Annotated in this window: 14 protein-coding genes and 7 tRNA genes; 8 read left to right on the top strand and 13 right to left on the bottom strand. The window is 71.5% G+C overall.

The genetic code is table 11. The annotated features are described in order from the left end of the window. The first annotated feature begins 22 nt into the window (after window positions 1-22). From AB0M54_RS36840 to AB0M54_RS36825, 4 genes are all read left to right on the top strand, one after another. Window positions 23-976, top strand: coding sequence for a glycoside hydrolase family 11 protein (locus AB0M54_RS36840; protein WP_364476482.1), 954 nt, complete (start codon window positions 23-25; stop codon window positions 974-976). Window positions 977-1,185: 209 nt separating this feature from the next. Beyond that, window positions 1,186-1,629, top strand: a complete 444-nt coding sequence (locus tag AB0M54_RS36835) for an OsmC family protein (protein WP_364322703.1) — start codon at window positions 1,186-1,188, stop codon at window positions 1,627-1,629. A gap of 11 nt (window positions 1,630-1,640) precedes the next feature. Beyond that, window positions 1,641-2,117: a hypothetical protein gene (locus AB0M54_RS36830; protein WP_364322700.1), complete on the top strand. Its 477-nt coding sequence runs from the start codon at window positions 1,641-1,643 to the stop codon at window positions 2,115-2,117. Window positions 2,118-2,174: 57 nt separating this feature from the next. After that, complete coding sequence (locus AB0M54_RS36825) at window positions 2,175-2,888, top strand: hypothetical protein (protein WP_364322696.1); 714 nt, start codon at window positions 2,175-2,177, stop codon at window positions 2,886-2,888. 6 nt (window positions 2,889-2,894) lie between these two features. Here the strand turns inward: AB0M54_RS36825 and AB0M54_RS36820 are convergent, their stop codons facing one another. Then, window positions 2,895-3,734: a hypothetical protein gene (locus AB0M54_RS36820; protein WP_364476481.1), complete on the bottom strand. Its 840-nt coding sequence runs from the start codon at window positions 3,732-3,734 to the stop codon at window positions 2,895-2,897. 168 nt (window positions 3,735-3,902) lie between these two features. Here AB0M54_RS36820 and AB0M54_RS36815 point away from each other — a divergent pair, with 168 nt between their 5' ends. The 3 genes from AB0M54_RS36815 to AB0M54_RS36805 all read left to right on the top strand — a co-directional run bounded on the left by AB0M54_RS36815 (window position 3,903) and on the right by AB0M54_RS36805 (window position 7,970). Then, entirely contained in the window at window positions 3,903-5,906 is a 2,004-nt protein-coding gene (locus AB0M54_RS36815; protein WP_364322691.1) for a prolyl oligopeptidase family serine peptidase, read from the top strand. A 56-nt stretch (window positions 5,907-5,962) separates the two neighbouring features. Beyond that, window positions 5,963-6,766, top strand: coding sequence for a hypothetical protein (locus AB0M54_RS36810; RefSeq protein ID WP_364322689.1), 804 nt, complete (start codon window positions 5,963-5,965; stop codon window positions 6,764-6,766). 328 nt (window positions 6,767-7,094) lie between these two features. Further along, window positions 7,095-7,970, top strand: coding sequence for a sulfotransferase domain-containing protein (locus AB0M54_RS36805; RefSeq protein WP_364476479.1), 876 nt, complete (start codon window positions 7,095-7,097; stop codon window positions 7,968-7,970). An 18-nt stretch (window positions 7,971-7,988) separates the two neighbouring features. On the opposite strand, the gene AB0M54_RS36800 is transcribed toward AB0M54_RS36805, so the two are convergent. The 11 genes from AB0M54_RS36800 to AB0M54_RS36750 all read right to left on the bottom strand — a co-directional run bounded on the left by AB0M54_RS36800 (window position 7,989) and on the right by AB0M54_RS36750 (window position 11,797). Continuing rightward, window positions 7,989-8,537: a YciI family protein gene (locus AB0M54_RS36800; protein ID WP_364332658.1), complete on the bottom strand. Its 549-nt coding sequence runs from the start codon at window positions 8,535-8,537 to the stop codon at window positions 7,989-7,991. A gap of 13 nt (window positions 8,538-8,550) precedes the next feature. Further along, complete coding sequence (locus AB0M54_RS36795; RefSeq protein ID WP_364332661.1) at window positions 8,551-9,369, bottom strand: SDR family oxidoreductase; 819 nt, start codon at window positions 9,367-9,369, stop codon at window positions 8,551-8,553. 71 nt (window positions 9,370-9,440) lie between these two features. After that, window positions 9,441-9,511: transfer RNA gene (locus AB0M54_RS36790), tRNA-Cys, on the bottom strand. 1 nt (window position 9,512) lies between these two features. Further along, a tRNA-Arg gene (locus AB0M54_RS36785) sits at window positions 9,513-9,585 on the bottom strand. Between the two features lie 307 nt (window positions 9,586-9,892). Next, window positions 9,893-10,450, bottom strand: a complete 558-nt coding sequence (locus AB0M54_RS36780; RefSeq protein WP_364332663.1) for a GrpB family protein — start codon at window positions 10,448-10,450, stop codon at window positions 9,893-9,895. A gap of 234 nt (window positions 10,451-10,684) precedes the next feature. Beyond that, window positions 10,685-10,756 (bottom strand) — tRNA-Val (locus AB0M54_RS36775). Window positions 10,757-10,767: 11 nt separating this feature from the next. Continuing rightward, a tRNA-Ser gene (locus AB0M54_RS36770) sits at window positions 10,768-10,852 on the bottom strand. A gap of 143 nt (window positions 10,853-10,995) precedes the next feature. Then, a tRNA-Pro gene (locus tag AB0M54_RS36765) sits at window positions 10,996-11,069 on the bottom strand. 3 nt (window positions 11,070-11,072) lie between these two features. Further along, window positions 11,073-11,146: transfer RNA gene (locus tag AB0M54_RS36760), tRNA-Met, on the bottom strand. Window positions 11,147-11,193: 47 nt separating this feature from the next. Further along, entirely contained in the window at window positions 11,194-11,637 is a 444-nt protein-coding gene (locus AB0M54_RS36755) for an HNH endonuclease (RefSeq protein ID WP_364476477.1), read from the bottom strand. An 87-nt stretch (window positions 11,638-11,724) separates the two neighbouring features. Then, window positions 11,725-11,797 (bottom strand) — tRNA-Gly (locus tag AB0M54_RS36750). 240 nt (window positions 11,798-12,037) lie between these two features. Between AB0M54_RS36750 and AB0M54_RS36745 the strand changes: the two genes are divergently transcribed. Continuing rightward, on the top strand, window positions 12,038-14,107 hold the full coding sequence (locus AB0M54_RS36745; RefSeq protein ID WP_364476475.1) for a prolyl oligopeptidase family serine peptidase: 2,070 nt from the start codon (window positions 12,038-12,040) through the stop codon (window positions 14,105-14,107). 59 nt (window positions 14,108-14,166) lie between these two features. On the opposite strand, the gene AB0M54_RS36740 is transcribed toward AB0M54_RS36745, so the two are convergent. Then, window positions 14,167-15,018: a glycosyltransferase gene (locus tag AB0M54_RS36740; RefSeq protein WP_364332671.1), complete on the bottom strand. Its 852-nt coding sequence runs from the start codon at window positions 15,016-15,018 to the stop codon at window positions 14,167-14,169. Between the last annotated feature and the right edge of the window lie 28 nt (window positions 15,019-15,046).

Below are 15,046 nucleotides of genomic sequence, written 5' to 3'. Positions count from 1 at the left end.
GTCATCACCCAGGAGGATCCACATGCGCTTCACACGCGCCCTCGTGGCCGCCCTCGCGGCATCCGTCCTCGCCGCGACGACCGTCCTGCCCGGAGCTGCCTACGCAGCCGTCACGACCAACCAGACCGGCACCAACAACGGCTACTTCTACTCGTTCTGGACCGACAGCCAGGGCACCGTCTCGATGGAGCTCGGCGCGAACGGGAACTACAGCACCAGCTGGCGCAACACCGGCAACTTCGTGGCCGGCAAAGGCTGGAGCCAGGGGACCAGCCGCAGCGTCTCGTACTCCGGAAGTTTCAATCCCTCCGGCAACGCCTACCTGACCCTCTACGGCTGGACCCACAACCCGCTGATCGAGTACTACATCGTCGACAACTGGGGCACCTACCGCCCGACCGGCACGTTCATGGGCACGGTCAGCAGCGACGGCGGCACCTACGACATCTACCGCACCCAGCGGGTCAACGCGCCGTCCATCGAGGGCGACAACAAGACGTTCTACCAGTACTGGAGCGTCCGCCAGCAGAAGCGGACCGGCGGCACGATCTCGGCCGGCACCCACTTCAGCGCCTGGGCGGGCAAGGGCATGAACCTCGGCAACCACGACTACCAGATCCTGGCGACCGAGGGCTACCAGTCCAGCGGCAACTCGAACATCACCATCGGCGGCTCGGGTGGCGGCGGCGGTGGCGGCGGCGGTGGCGGCGGGTCCTGCACCGCGACGCTGTCGGCCGGCCAGCAGTGGAGCGACCGCTACAACCTCAACGTCGCGGTCACCGGCTCCACCAACTGGACCGTGACGATGAACGTCCCCTCCCCGGCCAAGGTCATCAACACCTGGAACACGGGCCCGAGCTGGGACTCCTCCGGCCAGGTGATGACCGCCCGCCCGAACGGCAGCGGCAACACCTTCGGCGTCACCGTCCAGCACAACGGCAACTACACCTGGCCCACCGTCTCCTGTCAGGGCTAGCCCCCTAGCGGCCCTTTGCTCTGCGCACCCATACGCACCCCGTCGATAACGGCATCAATCGGTCACCGCGCCGATCCGGGAGCGAGCGGAACCACATTTCCGCAGTTCGAAGAGGGGGTGCGTATGAGTGCGCAGAGCAAAGGGGTCGGGGTGGGGCGGGGCGGCGCGATCGCGGACAATCGAGCGGGAAACCGGATCGAGGAGGCGACGTGGCAGGTCATGGCGGCAGCGTGGAGCGGGTCGGCGCACACACGTGGATCGGGCGCAACGATCGAGGCGCCGAGGTACGCATCGGCACCGACGAGATCGACGGCGCGTTCTCCCCGGGCGAGCTGCTCCAGCTGGCGGTGGCCGCGTGCACGACCGTGACGATCGAGGACATGGTCGTCCGCCGCTCCGGGCCGGACGCGAGGGTCGACGCCACCGTCGAGCGCGACCGCGAGCCGGGCAGCCACGAGTACCAGCGGATCTCGGTCACGCTCGACGTCGATCTGGAGGGTCTGGGCGACGCCGAACGGGAGCGGGTGGTCAAGGCGCTGCGGACGGCCATCGACCGCGAGTGCACGATCAGCCGCACGGTGAAGACGGGTATGCCGATCGACCTCGACATCGTCGCCGGCGGAAGAGCCGGCGGGGGTGCGCGGGCTTCGTAGCATCGACGCCCATGGACTCCTCGCTCGCGCTGATGGTCGGTTTCGCCGCGTGTTACGCGGGTGGCGTCTCGCTGCCCGCCCTGGTCCCACGCCTCGGTTTCCAGCGGGCGTTCCTCGCCGCCGCCGGGGTGGTGGGCGGGGTGGCGCTCAGCTTCGTGCTGATGCTGATGCTGGCCCGGGTCCACGTCGGCCTGACCGAGGTGGTCGTGCTGCTGTTCACCGGGGCGGTGGCCTACCTGGTGCTGCGGCGTGACCTCAGTGGGCGGGCGACCGTCTGGGCCTCGATCGGCTCGGCGGTGCTGATCGGCGCGTGCTTCCTGTTCGTGTCCTACCTGGCCGTGCTGGCGTTCATCGGCGCGGCCGGCGTCTACCTGCTGCTCCGGCTGTTCCTGCGGACCCGCCCTGCGTTGCTGTTGATGGGCGGCACGCTCGGTGGCCTGCTCGCGGCCTCCGCCGCCGTGTTCGCGATCGCCCTGGCGAGCATGTGAGTCGCCCCTGCGGCTAGCATGACCGCGGATCGGCCAGTCACGGCGAAACGAGGCGATATGCGGTGGTTCCGTCGGGGGTCGGGTCGGGAACCCGCGTCGAGCGACCCGGGTGTGCGGGACGCGCTGCTGCATGACGTCCGCAGCCAGTTCGGCGGCGCCGTCATGATGCGGTTCGCCGACCAGGCCGACACGGTGAGCCGCATGCTGGCCGGTGACGACGGGCTGATCGTGGCCGCAGACGTGATCCACCAGTCGGCCGACGCCGCGCATGCCGCGCTGGCCGGCCAGGTGACCGACCTGCATCAGCGCACCGGGCACTGGTTCGCGCTGGACCGCCGCAACTACCGGCCGCTGTGGCGGGACGCCGCGCCCTACCTGCGCTGGCCCATGTTCGAACTGCGGAGCGGCTTCCATCCGTACGCCCAGATCGCCGGCGCCACCGCGGTGGTCGGCGCCCACGCCAAGCGGATCACCCGGGTGACCGACCCGGCCCCGCTGCTGAACCACCTCTTCGAGCTGCTCGACCTGACCGCGGCCGGCTGGGAGTTCTTCGGCGTGCCGGTCGACAGCGACGCCGCCGGCCTGGCCTCGGGCCTGATCACGTCGGCCCGGGCGCTGCACGACGCGATCGGCGACCCGCCCCCGATCGCGCTGCCGATCCGCGAGCTGATGCGCCGCAACAACGTCCTTCAGGTGTTCGAGCCGGGCTCCGGCCGCCCGCTGGGCATGTTCAACCCGGGCCAGCAGATGCGCGAGGTGCTGCTGACCTGAGGGTCATCAGTACGAGATGAACGTGCGCGGCGGGTTGGCGCCGATCTTCGTCCGGTCGACCACCTCGTAGGTGACCTCGCCGTCCTCGTGCTTGGGGAAGGCCTGGGTGAACGTGTGCCAGCCGTTGGTGTCCCGTTCGGCGGTCTTCTCGTACAGCTTGCGGTAGGTGTCGCCCCACGTGCTCTGGTCGTTGCCCAGTTCCGGGTGGGCCAGGCGGCCGAGGATCCGGTCGAGCACCTGCTGCTCGGCCTCCTCCCGGGTCGGTGCCGTGAAGGTCTTTCCGATCACGTGCTTGGCGAGCACGTTCTCGGCGTCGCGGATCGACAGGTCCCGGGCCCGCTTGATGTCGCCGGCGTGCTCCGCCTCGCCCTGCTGGATCCGCTTCGACACGTCCCGCGACACGTGGATGAACACCGGTTTGCCGTTCTCCTCGCGGGAGGTCCGGTGCCGGCCGGGTTCGAGGTAGACGCACTCGCTGTTGCCCTCGTCGTAGTGCTGGATCCAGGTCGGCCGGCAGGCCCAGCTCAGCCCGGCCGGATCCGCGCCACCGGCCGAGGGGGCGCCCATGTCGAACCGTGGCGCCTTGAAGCTGCCGTCCGGCATCGAGGTCGCGCCGGTGACGAGGCTGCTGCCGGGCCGCATCGCCTGGATGTCGCCGAACGAGGCCGGGGAGGGTTCGGCCAGGGTGTGCACGATGTTGCCGCCGCTCTGGAGCAGCTGGGCGACGGCGCGGTTCCCGGCCGTCTGCTGGAGATGCATCAGCGCCGAGGCCGGCGGGCGGGCCGGGGCCGAGGGCGTGACCCATTCCGGCTTGTCCTCGACGCGCTGCACAGCCCTCTGACGCATGGTGCCTCCCGAACGGCGAGTCTGCGCCGCTTGATCGCCCGAGGACAAGCCACCAGTCGGTGAGTTGTCAGTCCCGAACCCGGTCCATCAGCCCGGCGCGAGGGCGGCCACGCGGCAACCGGCTGCCACCGCCCTACCCGGAGGTCGTTTCGATGGTATGAAAACACGATGGTGACAAATGTCGATCCCTTTGCCGATCTCGACGTGTACGCCGGACTGCCCCGGGTGGCCGGGCTGTGGCTGGCGCCGGACGGGAGCCGAGTCGTCGTCGGGGTGTCCACACCGGACCGGAAGAACACCCGCTACGTCACCGCGCTCTGGGAGGTCGACCCGGACGGGCGGCGGCCGGCCCGCCGGCTGACCCGGAGCAGCGAGGGCGAGTCGGCGGCCGCGTTCACCCCGGACGGCGACCTGCTCTTCGCGTCGAAGCGGACGGACCCGGAGGCCGAGGAGGGCGCCGAGGCCCGGACCGCGGTGTGGGTGCAGCCCGCCGGCAGCGGTGACGCGCGGGTGCTGGCCACCCCGCCCGGTGGGGTACGCGGGCTGATCACCAGCGCGTCCGGAACCGTGGTGCTGGGGTCGGACCTGATGCCGTCCGCGGCGGACGTGCCGGCCGACCAGGAGATCCGGAGGCAGCGCAAGGACGGCGGCGTCTCGGCGATCCTGCACAGCGAGTACCCGCCCCGGCATTGGGACCAGGATCTGGGCCCGGACCGGACCCGGCTGCTGGCAGTCGGCGCCGACCGGGAGCCGCGCGACCTCACCGGGCATGTCGGGCGCGCGCTCGAGGACGGCGTCGACTGGGACATCAGCCCGGACGGCGGAACCGTGGTCACCATGTGGGTGTCCAGCGCCGACGGCGACCGGCAGGTGTCGCTGGTGGCGATCGACGTGGCGACCGGCGAGCGGCGGACCCTGGCCGAGGACCCGGCCCTGTCCTTCGCGTCGCCGCGCATCTCCCCGGACGGCACCCGGGTCGCCGTGGTGGTGTGGCGGCGGGCCACCCCGGCCGCGTCGATGACCTGCTGGCTGGGCGTCGTGCCGCTGGCCGGCGGACCGGTGCGCGACCTGACCCGGGACTGGGACCGGTGGCCGGACCTCGGCCGGTGGACGCCGGACGGCGCCTCGCTCGTGGTGATCGCCGATGATCGGGGCCGGTCGCCGCTGTGGCGGGTGGACGCGGCCGACGGGTCGGTCACGCGGCTGACGCCGGACGACGGCGCGTACACCGACGTGCGGGTGGCGCCGGACGGGCGTTGGGCGTACGCGCTGCGCGCGACCGTGGACCGCCCACCCGCACCGGTCCGCGTGGCCCTGACCGGCGCTCCCGCCTTCGAGCCCCTGCTCGGTCCGGCCGACGAGCTGGAGCTGCCCGGACGGCTGACCGAGGTCACCGCGACCGCCGAGGACGGCACCCCGCTGCGCGCCTGGCTCGCCCTGCCGCACCACGCGGACGCCGACTCGCCCGTGCCGATGCTGCTCTGGGTCCACGGCGGCCCGCGGCACTCGTGGAACTCCTGGTCGTGGCGGTGGAACCCGTGGATCGCGGTCGCCGACGGGTACGCCGTGCTGCTGCCCGACCCGGCACTGTCCACCGGGTACGGCTACCACTTCATGGAGCGCGGCTGGAGCGCGTGGGGCGACAAGCCGTACACCGACCTGATGGCGCTCACCGACGCCGCCGTCGCCCGCGCCGACCTCGACGAGTCCCGGACCGCGGCGATGGGCGGGTCGTTCGGCGGCTACATGGCCAACTGGATCGCCGGGCACACCGACCGCTTCACCGCGATCGTCACGCACGCGTCGCTGTGGGCGCTGGACCAGTTCGCGGCCACCACCGACACGTCCGACCTGTGGGCGCGCGAGCTGCCCGCCCCGGTCGCGGCGGCCAATTCACCGCATGACTTCGCCGATCGGATTCGTACGCCGATGCTGATCATCCACGGTGACCGTGACTATCGCGTGCCGATCGGCGAGGCCTTGCGGCTGTGGTGGGATCTCCAGTCCCGGGCCGGCGGCGAACCCAGCCCGCACCGCTTCCTCTACTTCCCCGACGAGAACCACTGGATCCTGAAGCCCGGCAACGCCAAGGCCTGGTACGCCACCGTCCTGGCCTTCCTGGCCCACCACGTCCGCGGCGAGAAGTGGCAGGCCCCCGACGTCCTCGGTTGAGGCGGCCCGGCCGGCCGTGGCGAGCCGTGGGTGCGGGTGAGTCGTACGCTGGCCCGATGAACGTCGCACTGGCACGTATCGTCGCCGCGGCCGCCGGCGTCCTGACCGGCGCCGCCGTCGCCCGTGAGCTGGACAAACCAACCGCTGATCGAGACTGGCACGGAGATGTCGGCGGCGTGCCGTACGACTTCCGGGCGCCGACCGCCGACAGCATCAAGCAGAAGCTCTGGGATCCCGCCAACCCGAAGCTGGTCGGCCCGCCGGTGTTCGGCGTCGGCTGGAGTGTCAACTTCGCCCGGCTCGCCGACCTGGCCTCGCCGCCGACCGACCCCTCGACACCGCCCGACCCCTCGACACCGCCCGGCCCGCCGGGGCCCGGCGCCACGGCCACGCCGCCCGACCCCGAGGCGCCGCCCGCTCCGGCGACACCGCCACCCCCGGCCGCGACGGCCACCCCGCCGGACACCGACGCGCCCGCCGCTCCCGGGACGCCCCCGCCGGCGTCGCCTGAGGTGGACCTCCCGTCGGTCCCCGCGACTCCCCCGCCCCCGGCCTTCACCACGCCGGAAGCGGACGAACCGCCGGCGCCGTCCACCTCACCGTGGGCCGACGACGCTCCCCCGGCGTCGCGTCCACCCGTCGACCCGGGCATCGTGGCCGACCCGCCCGCCACGCCGAGCCTCGACCCCGACATCGTGGCCGACCCGCCGGCCACGCCCCGGCCGCACCTTGACGGCGGCATCGTGGCGGACCAGCCGGCCGACGGCCCGACGCCCGCCTCGTCCGCGCCCACCACGGGCGACCCGGACGCCCAGGACTCGCCGGACGACGACCGGCCGCCGCACACCCAGGGCGGCTGACCGCCACACCGCGCCGACAAAGAACCGCCGGGTCGAACCTCGACCCGGCGGTTTTTTGCCATTTCCTAGCGGAGATGAAGATATTACAGGACTATTTGCTTGTATATAACAAGTACTTCGACACTCATCAAGACAGCACTGCGAAACGCCCACTCGTGTTGTAAAGTCACGACACACCTCGGCACGGTTCGTGTTCTCGGGCGGTGAACACGAACCACCATCGTCCGTTCCCCGGAAAGTGGGGATCGGGCGCCGTTTCACGACCATTCTCGACGCACCTCGACCGCCGCGGGGAGCCGTTCCCGGCGGCACGGATCAGGACCAAGGGATGATCAACCGTACCGTCACCTTCGCCAAGCAGAACGCGCCCGAGTCATGGCGCATCGCAGCCCGCCGGGCCCAGCTGGAGGCCCACAACATCCGGTTGAGGCTGGCCGTGCCGGTCAGCGCGCGGTCGGAATTCGCGAACGTCTACCACTGCGCGATCCGCAAGACCGCCAGCCAATGGATAACCGCATTGTTCGGCGATCCGATCGTCTATCAATATTCGGGACTGCTGCCGTACGTTCCGCGCTACTACAAGTGGGAACACCCCGAGCCGCCACCGCAAGGCCGGGTCGCGCTGTCGATGTTCCTGTCGCACAGGAAGTTCGAGACCATTCCCAAACCGGAGCGCTGGCGCGCGTTCTATGTTTATCGCGATCCGCGGGACATGGTCGTATCGAGCTATTTCTCGACCTTGAAGACACACGGCCCGATGGGCGACATCCCAGAACTCCGGCGGCAGCTGGCCGACAAGCCGGTGAAGGACGGCCTGCTCCACCTGATCGGCCACCTCAACAAGCAGGGCGCGTTCCGGGCGCTGCGCTCGTGGGTGACCGCGGCCGAGGACGAGCGCATCGCGCTGTTCCGCTACGAAGACCTGACCGGCGACCGGCAGGCCGACGAGCTCGACCGCCTGCTGCGGCACTGCGGCATCACGGTCCCGCCCGACGACCTGGCCACGCTGCGCCAGCGTTACAGCTTCTCCCGGATGCGCGGCAACCAGACGGTCTCGCACTACCGCAGGGGCTCGGCCGGCGACTGGCAGAACCACTTCGACGATGACCTGCACCAGGCCTTCACCACCGCGACCGGCAACCTCATCGACCTGCTCGGCTACCCGGCGAAACACCAGGTCCCGGCCCCGCGCCAGGGCACCTGACGCGCGCGTCCACAGGCGTCAGCGGCGCCCGCCGAACTGCCAGTTGTGCACCTCGATCCCGGCGTACCGGCCGGGGGTCAGGATCGCGCGCGCCGCAGCCGGGCCGGGCGCCTGGATCAGCGCCGCGGTGCCCAGCCAGGCGGCGCCGTCGTCCGAGAGCAGCGGACCGTACGCGATCAGCCGCTCCTCGCCGGGTGGCACGGCCAGGTCGGCGGCCTCGCCCGCGCCCAGGCCCAGCACCAGGTAGCGGTGGCCGCCGGCCGGGCCGCCCGGGAACTCCCACATGGTTCGCCCGAGGGTGTTACGCCAGCGCCGGAGCAGCACGTCGCGGTAGACGCCGGCCTGATAGTTGGGCTCGTCGAACGCGAACGCCCGGGCCGCCGCGGGGCCGGGCAGGTCGACGATGTGCAGGCTGCCGGTGGCCGTGTCGAGATCGTCGGCGAGGGCCGGCCCGCGGGCGATCAGCTCCGACGCGTACCGGTCCATGTAGGACCAGTGATCCTCGACCAGCTCGTCGCGCAACGCCCCTGAGCCGGGCCGGTCACGGTGGAAGCACAGGAATTCCATGCCCCATTGTTGATCACACGGGGGCCGTCGCGCCGTCCCGGGCCTGGTCGAAGGCGGCCAGCCGCGCCTTCAGAGCGGGTTCGATGAAGCTGAACGCGGCCGGGCCGACCGGGACGCGCAGCGGTGGCTCCGGCAGGTCGGCGACGCGGCGCACGGTGTCGGCGAACAGGCTCGGCGGGCTCACGATGTCGCTCTCGGTCAGCCCGCGCACCGCGTCGAGCATGCCGCCGACCAGCGGCTGGTAGGCCGTGATCGGGTTGCGGGGCAGGCGCAGGTTCGATCCGTACGCGGTGGCGAACCCGCCGAGCTGGAGGATGGTCACCTTCACCCCGAACTGGCCGGCCTCGGCCGCCAGCGCCTCGGCGAGTCCCTCCAGCGCGAACTTGCTCGCCGTGTAGGCGGACAGGCCGGGGAACGCCACCGTTCCGGACACCGACGACGAGAAGATCGCATGGCCGCCGCCCTGGGCGCGCCACACCGGCAGCGCGTGCCGCAGCAGCCGCCACGGCCCGTACACGTTGGTGTCGAACTGCTCGGCCAGCTGGTCGTCGCCGACTTCCTCGACCGCGCCGAACTGGCCGTAGCCGGCGTTGTTGACCAGGACGTCCAACCCGCCGAGGCGGTCCGTGGCGAGCGCCACGGCCTCCGCACACTGCGCGTCGTCCCGGACATCGAGCGAGGCGGTGAGCAGCCCGAGGTCGGTCAGCGCGGCCAGACTCGCGGCGTCGCGCGCGGTCGCGAGGACCTGTTCACCCTCCGCGGCCAGGCGTTCGGCCAGGGCCCGGCCCAGACCCGACGAGCAGCCAGTGATGAGCCAACGACGCTGTGCCATGTCGCGAAGCCTGTCGGATTGGACGGCAAATGTCACGTCCTGTCCCCTCGGCGGGTGACGGGGCGTGGTCGAAACCGCAGCCGGATTCGAACCGGCGTACACCGTGTTGCAGACGGTTCCCTGGCCACTCGGGCATGCGGTCGTGCCCCCGGCTGGAATCGAACCAGCGACCTCGGCGTTCGGAACGCCGCGCTCTTTCCCCTGAGCTACGAGGGCGGGGTGACCGAAGTTCGTGTTCGCACGGGCGAGCGCCGGGATGGTCGACGGGACCATCCGGGACGACTTCTTGGAGCTGCGCGACAAGGCCGATATCTACCAGCTGACCGGCAGCGTGGTGGAGCGTCCGCTGGACGAGGTCAACACGCCCCGCGGCCGCACTGACATCCAGCTCCGTATCCCGCCGACCGACGCGGAGGTCGACACACGCTGTTCCGCGGATGGCGAGACGAGATGGCCACGCCAGACCCGCAGTCTCCACTGGTGCGCAAGCCGCTCAGAAGCATGCGTTCGGTGGAGGATGGGTTCAGCTGTCTGACCGGCTCGCCTTCTCCCACACTGGCACCGACGGCAGGCCGAGCTCGGCCCGTGCCCGGTCGGTCAGCTCCTGGATAAGATCAGTCTTGGCCTTCGCGTAATCGCCGGGATGGATGCTGGCGGCGGCGAGCGTCTTCTTCAGCCGGGCGTAGCGCTCAACGTCTCGCGGGTGATCGCGGAGGTAGTCGCGCAGCAGCCGCTGGTTGCGAGTCGCCCAGGTGTCGAGCGTGACCACGTGAAGGATGTGGGTGCGTCGTTCTTCTGCACTGCGCACAAAGAGCAGTCTGTCCGCCATTCCGTTGAAGTGCCGGCAGTACCCAAGATCCGCCAGCTCGTTTTCATGCTCCTCAACGAGGTCCAGCCTGTCGACGGCTGCCATGAGGTCGATGGTGGGTTTGGCCGCGAGGCCCGGCACAGCGGTGGACCCGATGTGCTCGATCTCAGGCGTAGTCCCATGCAGCACAGACCGGAGCTCAATGATGGCGATCGCCGCGAGGTCTACCCAAGCGGGATCGTAGTCAACTACTTCTATGGCCGGTCTAGTCACGGCGACATCGTCTCAGCCCTCACCGGGCTTGACCAACTGTCACCTATGCCGACGCACGGACCTGCCGCAGATAAGTGCGCGGCTCGCCTCCGGCGCTGTCTCCGTGTGAGCGGCGCTGATCCGCTGACAGGTGCATTTCTCCCGACGAACGTCAGAATCTGGGCCTGGCCAGAGGCGTTGAGCATCCCGAAGTTCACGCCGACGAGCCTTCAGTTTTCGTGAACTTCGGCAGGGTGCCCGCACCAGGGTTCGAACCTGGGACCTTCCCCGTGTGAAGGGGACGCTCTTCCACTGAGCCATACGGGCCGGACAACGAGCGGAGACGGGGCGAGTCGAACGCCCACGGGAGTTACCCCCGACCGCTTTCGAGGCGGTGGCCGGCGCCCATCGGCTGGCGTCTCCGAGCAAACCAAGATCCGACGGCGATGGGTACGCCGGACGGAATGGTGATCACCGGCGGGGCCCGGCGTGAGCGCGGGGAGACCTCCTCGCGCCCGGTTCCGGGTTGTCCCGGTGGGTCGCGCCTGGGTGCACGACCGACTGCGTCGGGACGGCCGGATTCGAACCGGCGACCCCCGGTCCCCCAGACCGGTGCGCTACCAAGCTGCGCCACGTCCCGCAGTATCGCCGGGTGGGTTCGAACCACCGACCTCCGCTGTATGAAAGCGGCGCTCTCACCGACTGAGCTACGGCGACACGGACGGCCGGCGGGGGTGGCGAAGTCCCCCCGCCGGCCGATCCCTTCAGCGCGGCGGCAGCGTGGCCCAGGTCGGGACCGCGGGTACGGTCCGTAGGGGCATACGCGCCTCGACCGGCGTACGGTCGCCCTTGCGCTGGTTGCAGCCGCCACAGGCGGCCACGGTGTTGAGCCAGGTGTTGCCGCCACCGCGCGAGCGCGGCAGCACGTGGTCGATGGTGGTCGCGAGCCGCCCGCAGTAGGCGCACCGCCCGCGGTCCCGGGCCAGCACACCGCCCCGGGACCAGGCCGGCCCCCGGCTGTGCCGCCAGCGCGTCACCACATAGCTGACCAGCCGGACCACGGTCGGTACGGGCCAGACGCCGATCACCCGGTCGGGCCGGGCCTCGTGGACCTCGGCGACCTCCCGGACGAGCATGCGGACGGCGTGCCGCAGACTGACCCGGTGCAGCGGGCCGAGGTCGGCGTTGAGGACGAGCACGTCGCTCACCCGCTTCTCCCTTCGTGAAATGCTGAAACGTCCGTGGAATGCGGAACCGTCCGCGGAATGCTGAAACGTCGTGGATCGTGAACAAGGAGCGGCTGACCGGGATCGAACCGGCGACCTCCACCATGGCGAGGTGGCGCTCTCCCAGCTGAGCTACAGCCGCAGATGACTAACCACTGTGGACTTGTCAACGAACAAAAAAGAACCGCCGTTCCGGGTTCGGAAGCGGCGGCCGACCAGCGGGCTGTGCCGGGCTAGTCAAGCCACCGATGGGAACAACCGCGCCGGGGCGAGGTGGTGGGTGCGGGCCACATCATCGGAGGTTCTCCTTGGTCGTTGCCGTGTTTGGTGATCTCCACGGTAGGAGCCACGGGCGGCCACGGCAACGGATTAACGTGACGCCATGACCTTTCCCGATCTCGTCGCCGAGACGCAGGGCTTTTCGCTGGGCCGCGCCCGCCACGTCCGGATCGCCCCGGACGGTTCGCGGGTCCTGTTCCTGCGGTCGAAGGGCGGCACGGACCGCGTACACCATCTGTGGTCCTATGACGTCGCCACCAGGACCGAAACGCTGCTGGTGGACGCGGCCGCGCTGGACGCCGGGCCGGGCGCCCCGATGTCCGAGCAGGAACGGGCGCGACGGGAGCGGATGCGGGACCGGTCGGCCGGCATCGGTTCCTTCGGTACGGACGCCGGCGTACACACCGCGGTCTTCGCCCTGAACGGCAGCCTGTTCGCCGCCGACGTGGCGACCGGCGAGGTCACCGCCCTGGACGCCGAGGAGCCGGCCGCCGAGGCCCGGATCGACCCGACCGGCCGGACGATCGCCTACGTCTGCGACGGCGCCCTGCACGTGATCGGCCGCGACGGAGCCGGCCGGCGCGTGCTGGCCGGGGACGAGAGCCCGGAGGTGACCTGGGGCCTGCCGGAACACGAGGCGGCCGAGTCGATGGGCCGGTACGAGGGCTACTGGTGGGCGCCGGACGGCACCCGGCTGCTGGCCGCCCGGGTGGACAACGAGCCGGTGCAGGTCTGGCACATCGCCGACCCGGCCCACCCGGAGAAGCCCGCGGTGGCCCTGCGCTACCCGGCCGCCGGCACCCCGAACGCCGACGTCACCCTGCACATCCTCGGCCTGGACGGCGGCCGCGTGGAGGTCGAGTGGGATCGGGCCGAATTCGAGTACGTGACCCGCGCCGGGTGGGACGAGCACGGCCCGCTGATCGCGGTGCAGAACCGGCGGCAGACCGTGATGCGGGTGCTGGAGGTCGAGCCGAAGTCCGGCGCGACCGAAAGGACGGCCGAGAACACCGATCCGCACTGGACCACGATCGTCGACGGTGTGCCGGCGCGGACCGGATCGGGACAGCTCGTCTGGAGCGTGGACGACGGCGACACCCGGCGGCTGACCGTCGGCGGCGAACCGGTCACGCCGCCCGGCCTCCAACTGGATGAGGTGCTGTCCGCCGACGGTGACACCGTGCTGTTCGCGGGCCGGGAGGAGCCGACCGAGCGCCAGCTGTGGACCTGGTCGCGGGCCGGAGGCCTGGTCCGGCTCACCACCGCGCCGGGCGTGCACAGCGGCCGTCGCACCGAGCGGGTGACCGTGATCGAGACGGCCGACCTCGACGGGGCCCGAGTGACCGTCGACGGGCACGAGCTGCGGAGCGTCGCCGCCGAGCCGCCGATCCGGCCCCGGCCACAGATCGTCACGCTGGGTGAGCGTGAACTGCGGGCGGCCGTGCTCTTCCCGACCGGGCACGAGCCGGGTTCGGTGCGGCTCCCGGTGCTGATGGACCCGTACGGCGGGTCGGCCGGCCAGAAGGCCGAGGTGGCCCGCAATCGCTACTGGGCCTCGCAGTGGTTCGCCGACCAGGGCTTCGCGGTGGTCGTGGCCGACGGCCGGGGCACACCGGGCCGGGGCCCGCGCTGGGAACGGGCCCGCCGCGGGGACCACGCCGCCCCGCGCCTGACCGACCAGGTCGACGCCCTGCACGCGGCGGCCGAACGGTTCGGCGACCTCGACCTGACCAAGGTCGCCATCCGCGGCTGGTCGGCCGGCGGTTACCTGGCCGCGCTGGCGGTGCTGCGCCGCCCCGATGTGTTCCACGCGGCCGTGGCCGGCGCCCCGGTCACCGACCTGTTGCTCTACAGCTCGCACTGGCAGGAGCGCACGCTGGGCCTGCCGGACGAGAACCCGGAGGCGTACGCGCGGGGCTCGCTGATCGCCGATGCCCCGAACCTGCGCCGCCCGCTGCTGCTGGTCCACGGCATGGTCGACGACAACGTGCTTCCGGTGCACTCGATGAAGCTGTCCGCGGCCCTGCTCGCGGCCGGGCGCCCGCACGCCCTCCTGCCGCTGTCCGGCGCCTCCCACATGGGCGCCGTGGCCAAGAACCTGTGGCGGTTCGAGCTGGATTTCCTCCGTACGTCGCTCGGGCTCAGCGCCCCGGCGGACCGGCCGACCGGATAGGTATGCCCTGCTGGCCGCCGCGCTGCGGGTCGAGGTCGACGCCGCGCCGCTGGACACGATCAGGCGGGTGTCCGGGCCAGATCGAGGCGGGTCAGGCCGGCTTCCACGTGGGCGGGCAGCCGCCGGCGGCCACGCAGCGCCCAGCCGAGGCGGGGCAGGGTCGCCAGGAGCGCGGCCGGGTCGGCGCGCCAGGCCGCCGTGACCGCCCGGCTGACCTCGGCCGGCGGGCGGCGCAACAGGGCCACCAGCAGCCGGTTCCGCGCCTCCAGCCGGCGGCGTGCCCGCGGATCCCGGCCCTGGGCCTGCGGCAGGTGGCGCACCTCGAGCCGGGGCGTGTAGCTCAGCTGCCAGCCGTGCGCCGCGAGGTCCATCGCCAGGAGGTCCTCCTCGCCGTAGATCAGCAGTTCGGGCGCGAAACCGCCGACCGCGAGGAACGCGTCGCGCCGCACCACCGCGGCGCACGCGAGAAAGCCGAGCACCGCGGGCCCGGGGGCGGAACGGGCGGCGCCCAGCGGCGCCGCGGCCATCGCCTCGGAGATCGCATCGGCCCGTTTCTCCGGCCCGACGACCACCCGGCCGGTGATCAACCCGGTCCGGGGGTGATCGCGCAGCACCGACGCGGCCTCCCGCAGCGAGCCGGGCGCCCAGTACGAGTCGTCGTCGGCGAAGGCCACGTACGGCGTGTCGGCCATCGCGGCCCCGGCGTTGCGGGCCGCCGCACCCCGGTTCGCGCCCAGCCGCATCACGGTGACGTGCGGGAACGTCTTCCGGATGGCCTCGACGCTGCCGTCGGTCGACCCGTTGTCGACCACGATCACCGGGGCAGCGTGCCGGGGCAGCGTCTCGAGCAGCCGCTGCCTGCGGTTCCGCGTGGCGACGACCACCGTGACCTCGTCGGTCTCCTGTTTCATGGCGCAGCGGGTACCCGCCTGGAGCCGT

The sequence above is a fragment of the Actinoplanes sp. NPDC051470 genome, from assembly GCF_040682035.1.
GTDB lineage: Bacteria > Actinomycetota > Actinomycetes > Mycobacteriales > Micromonosporaceae > Actinoplanes.
Note: the sequence above shows the minus strand (reverse complement) of the source record. Positions and strands in the feature narration are given on the sequence as shown.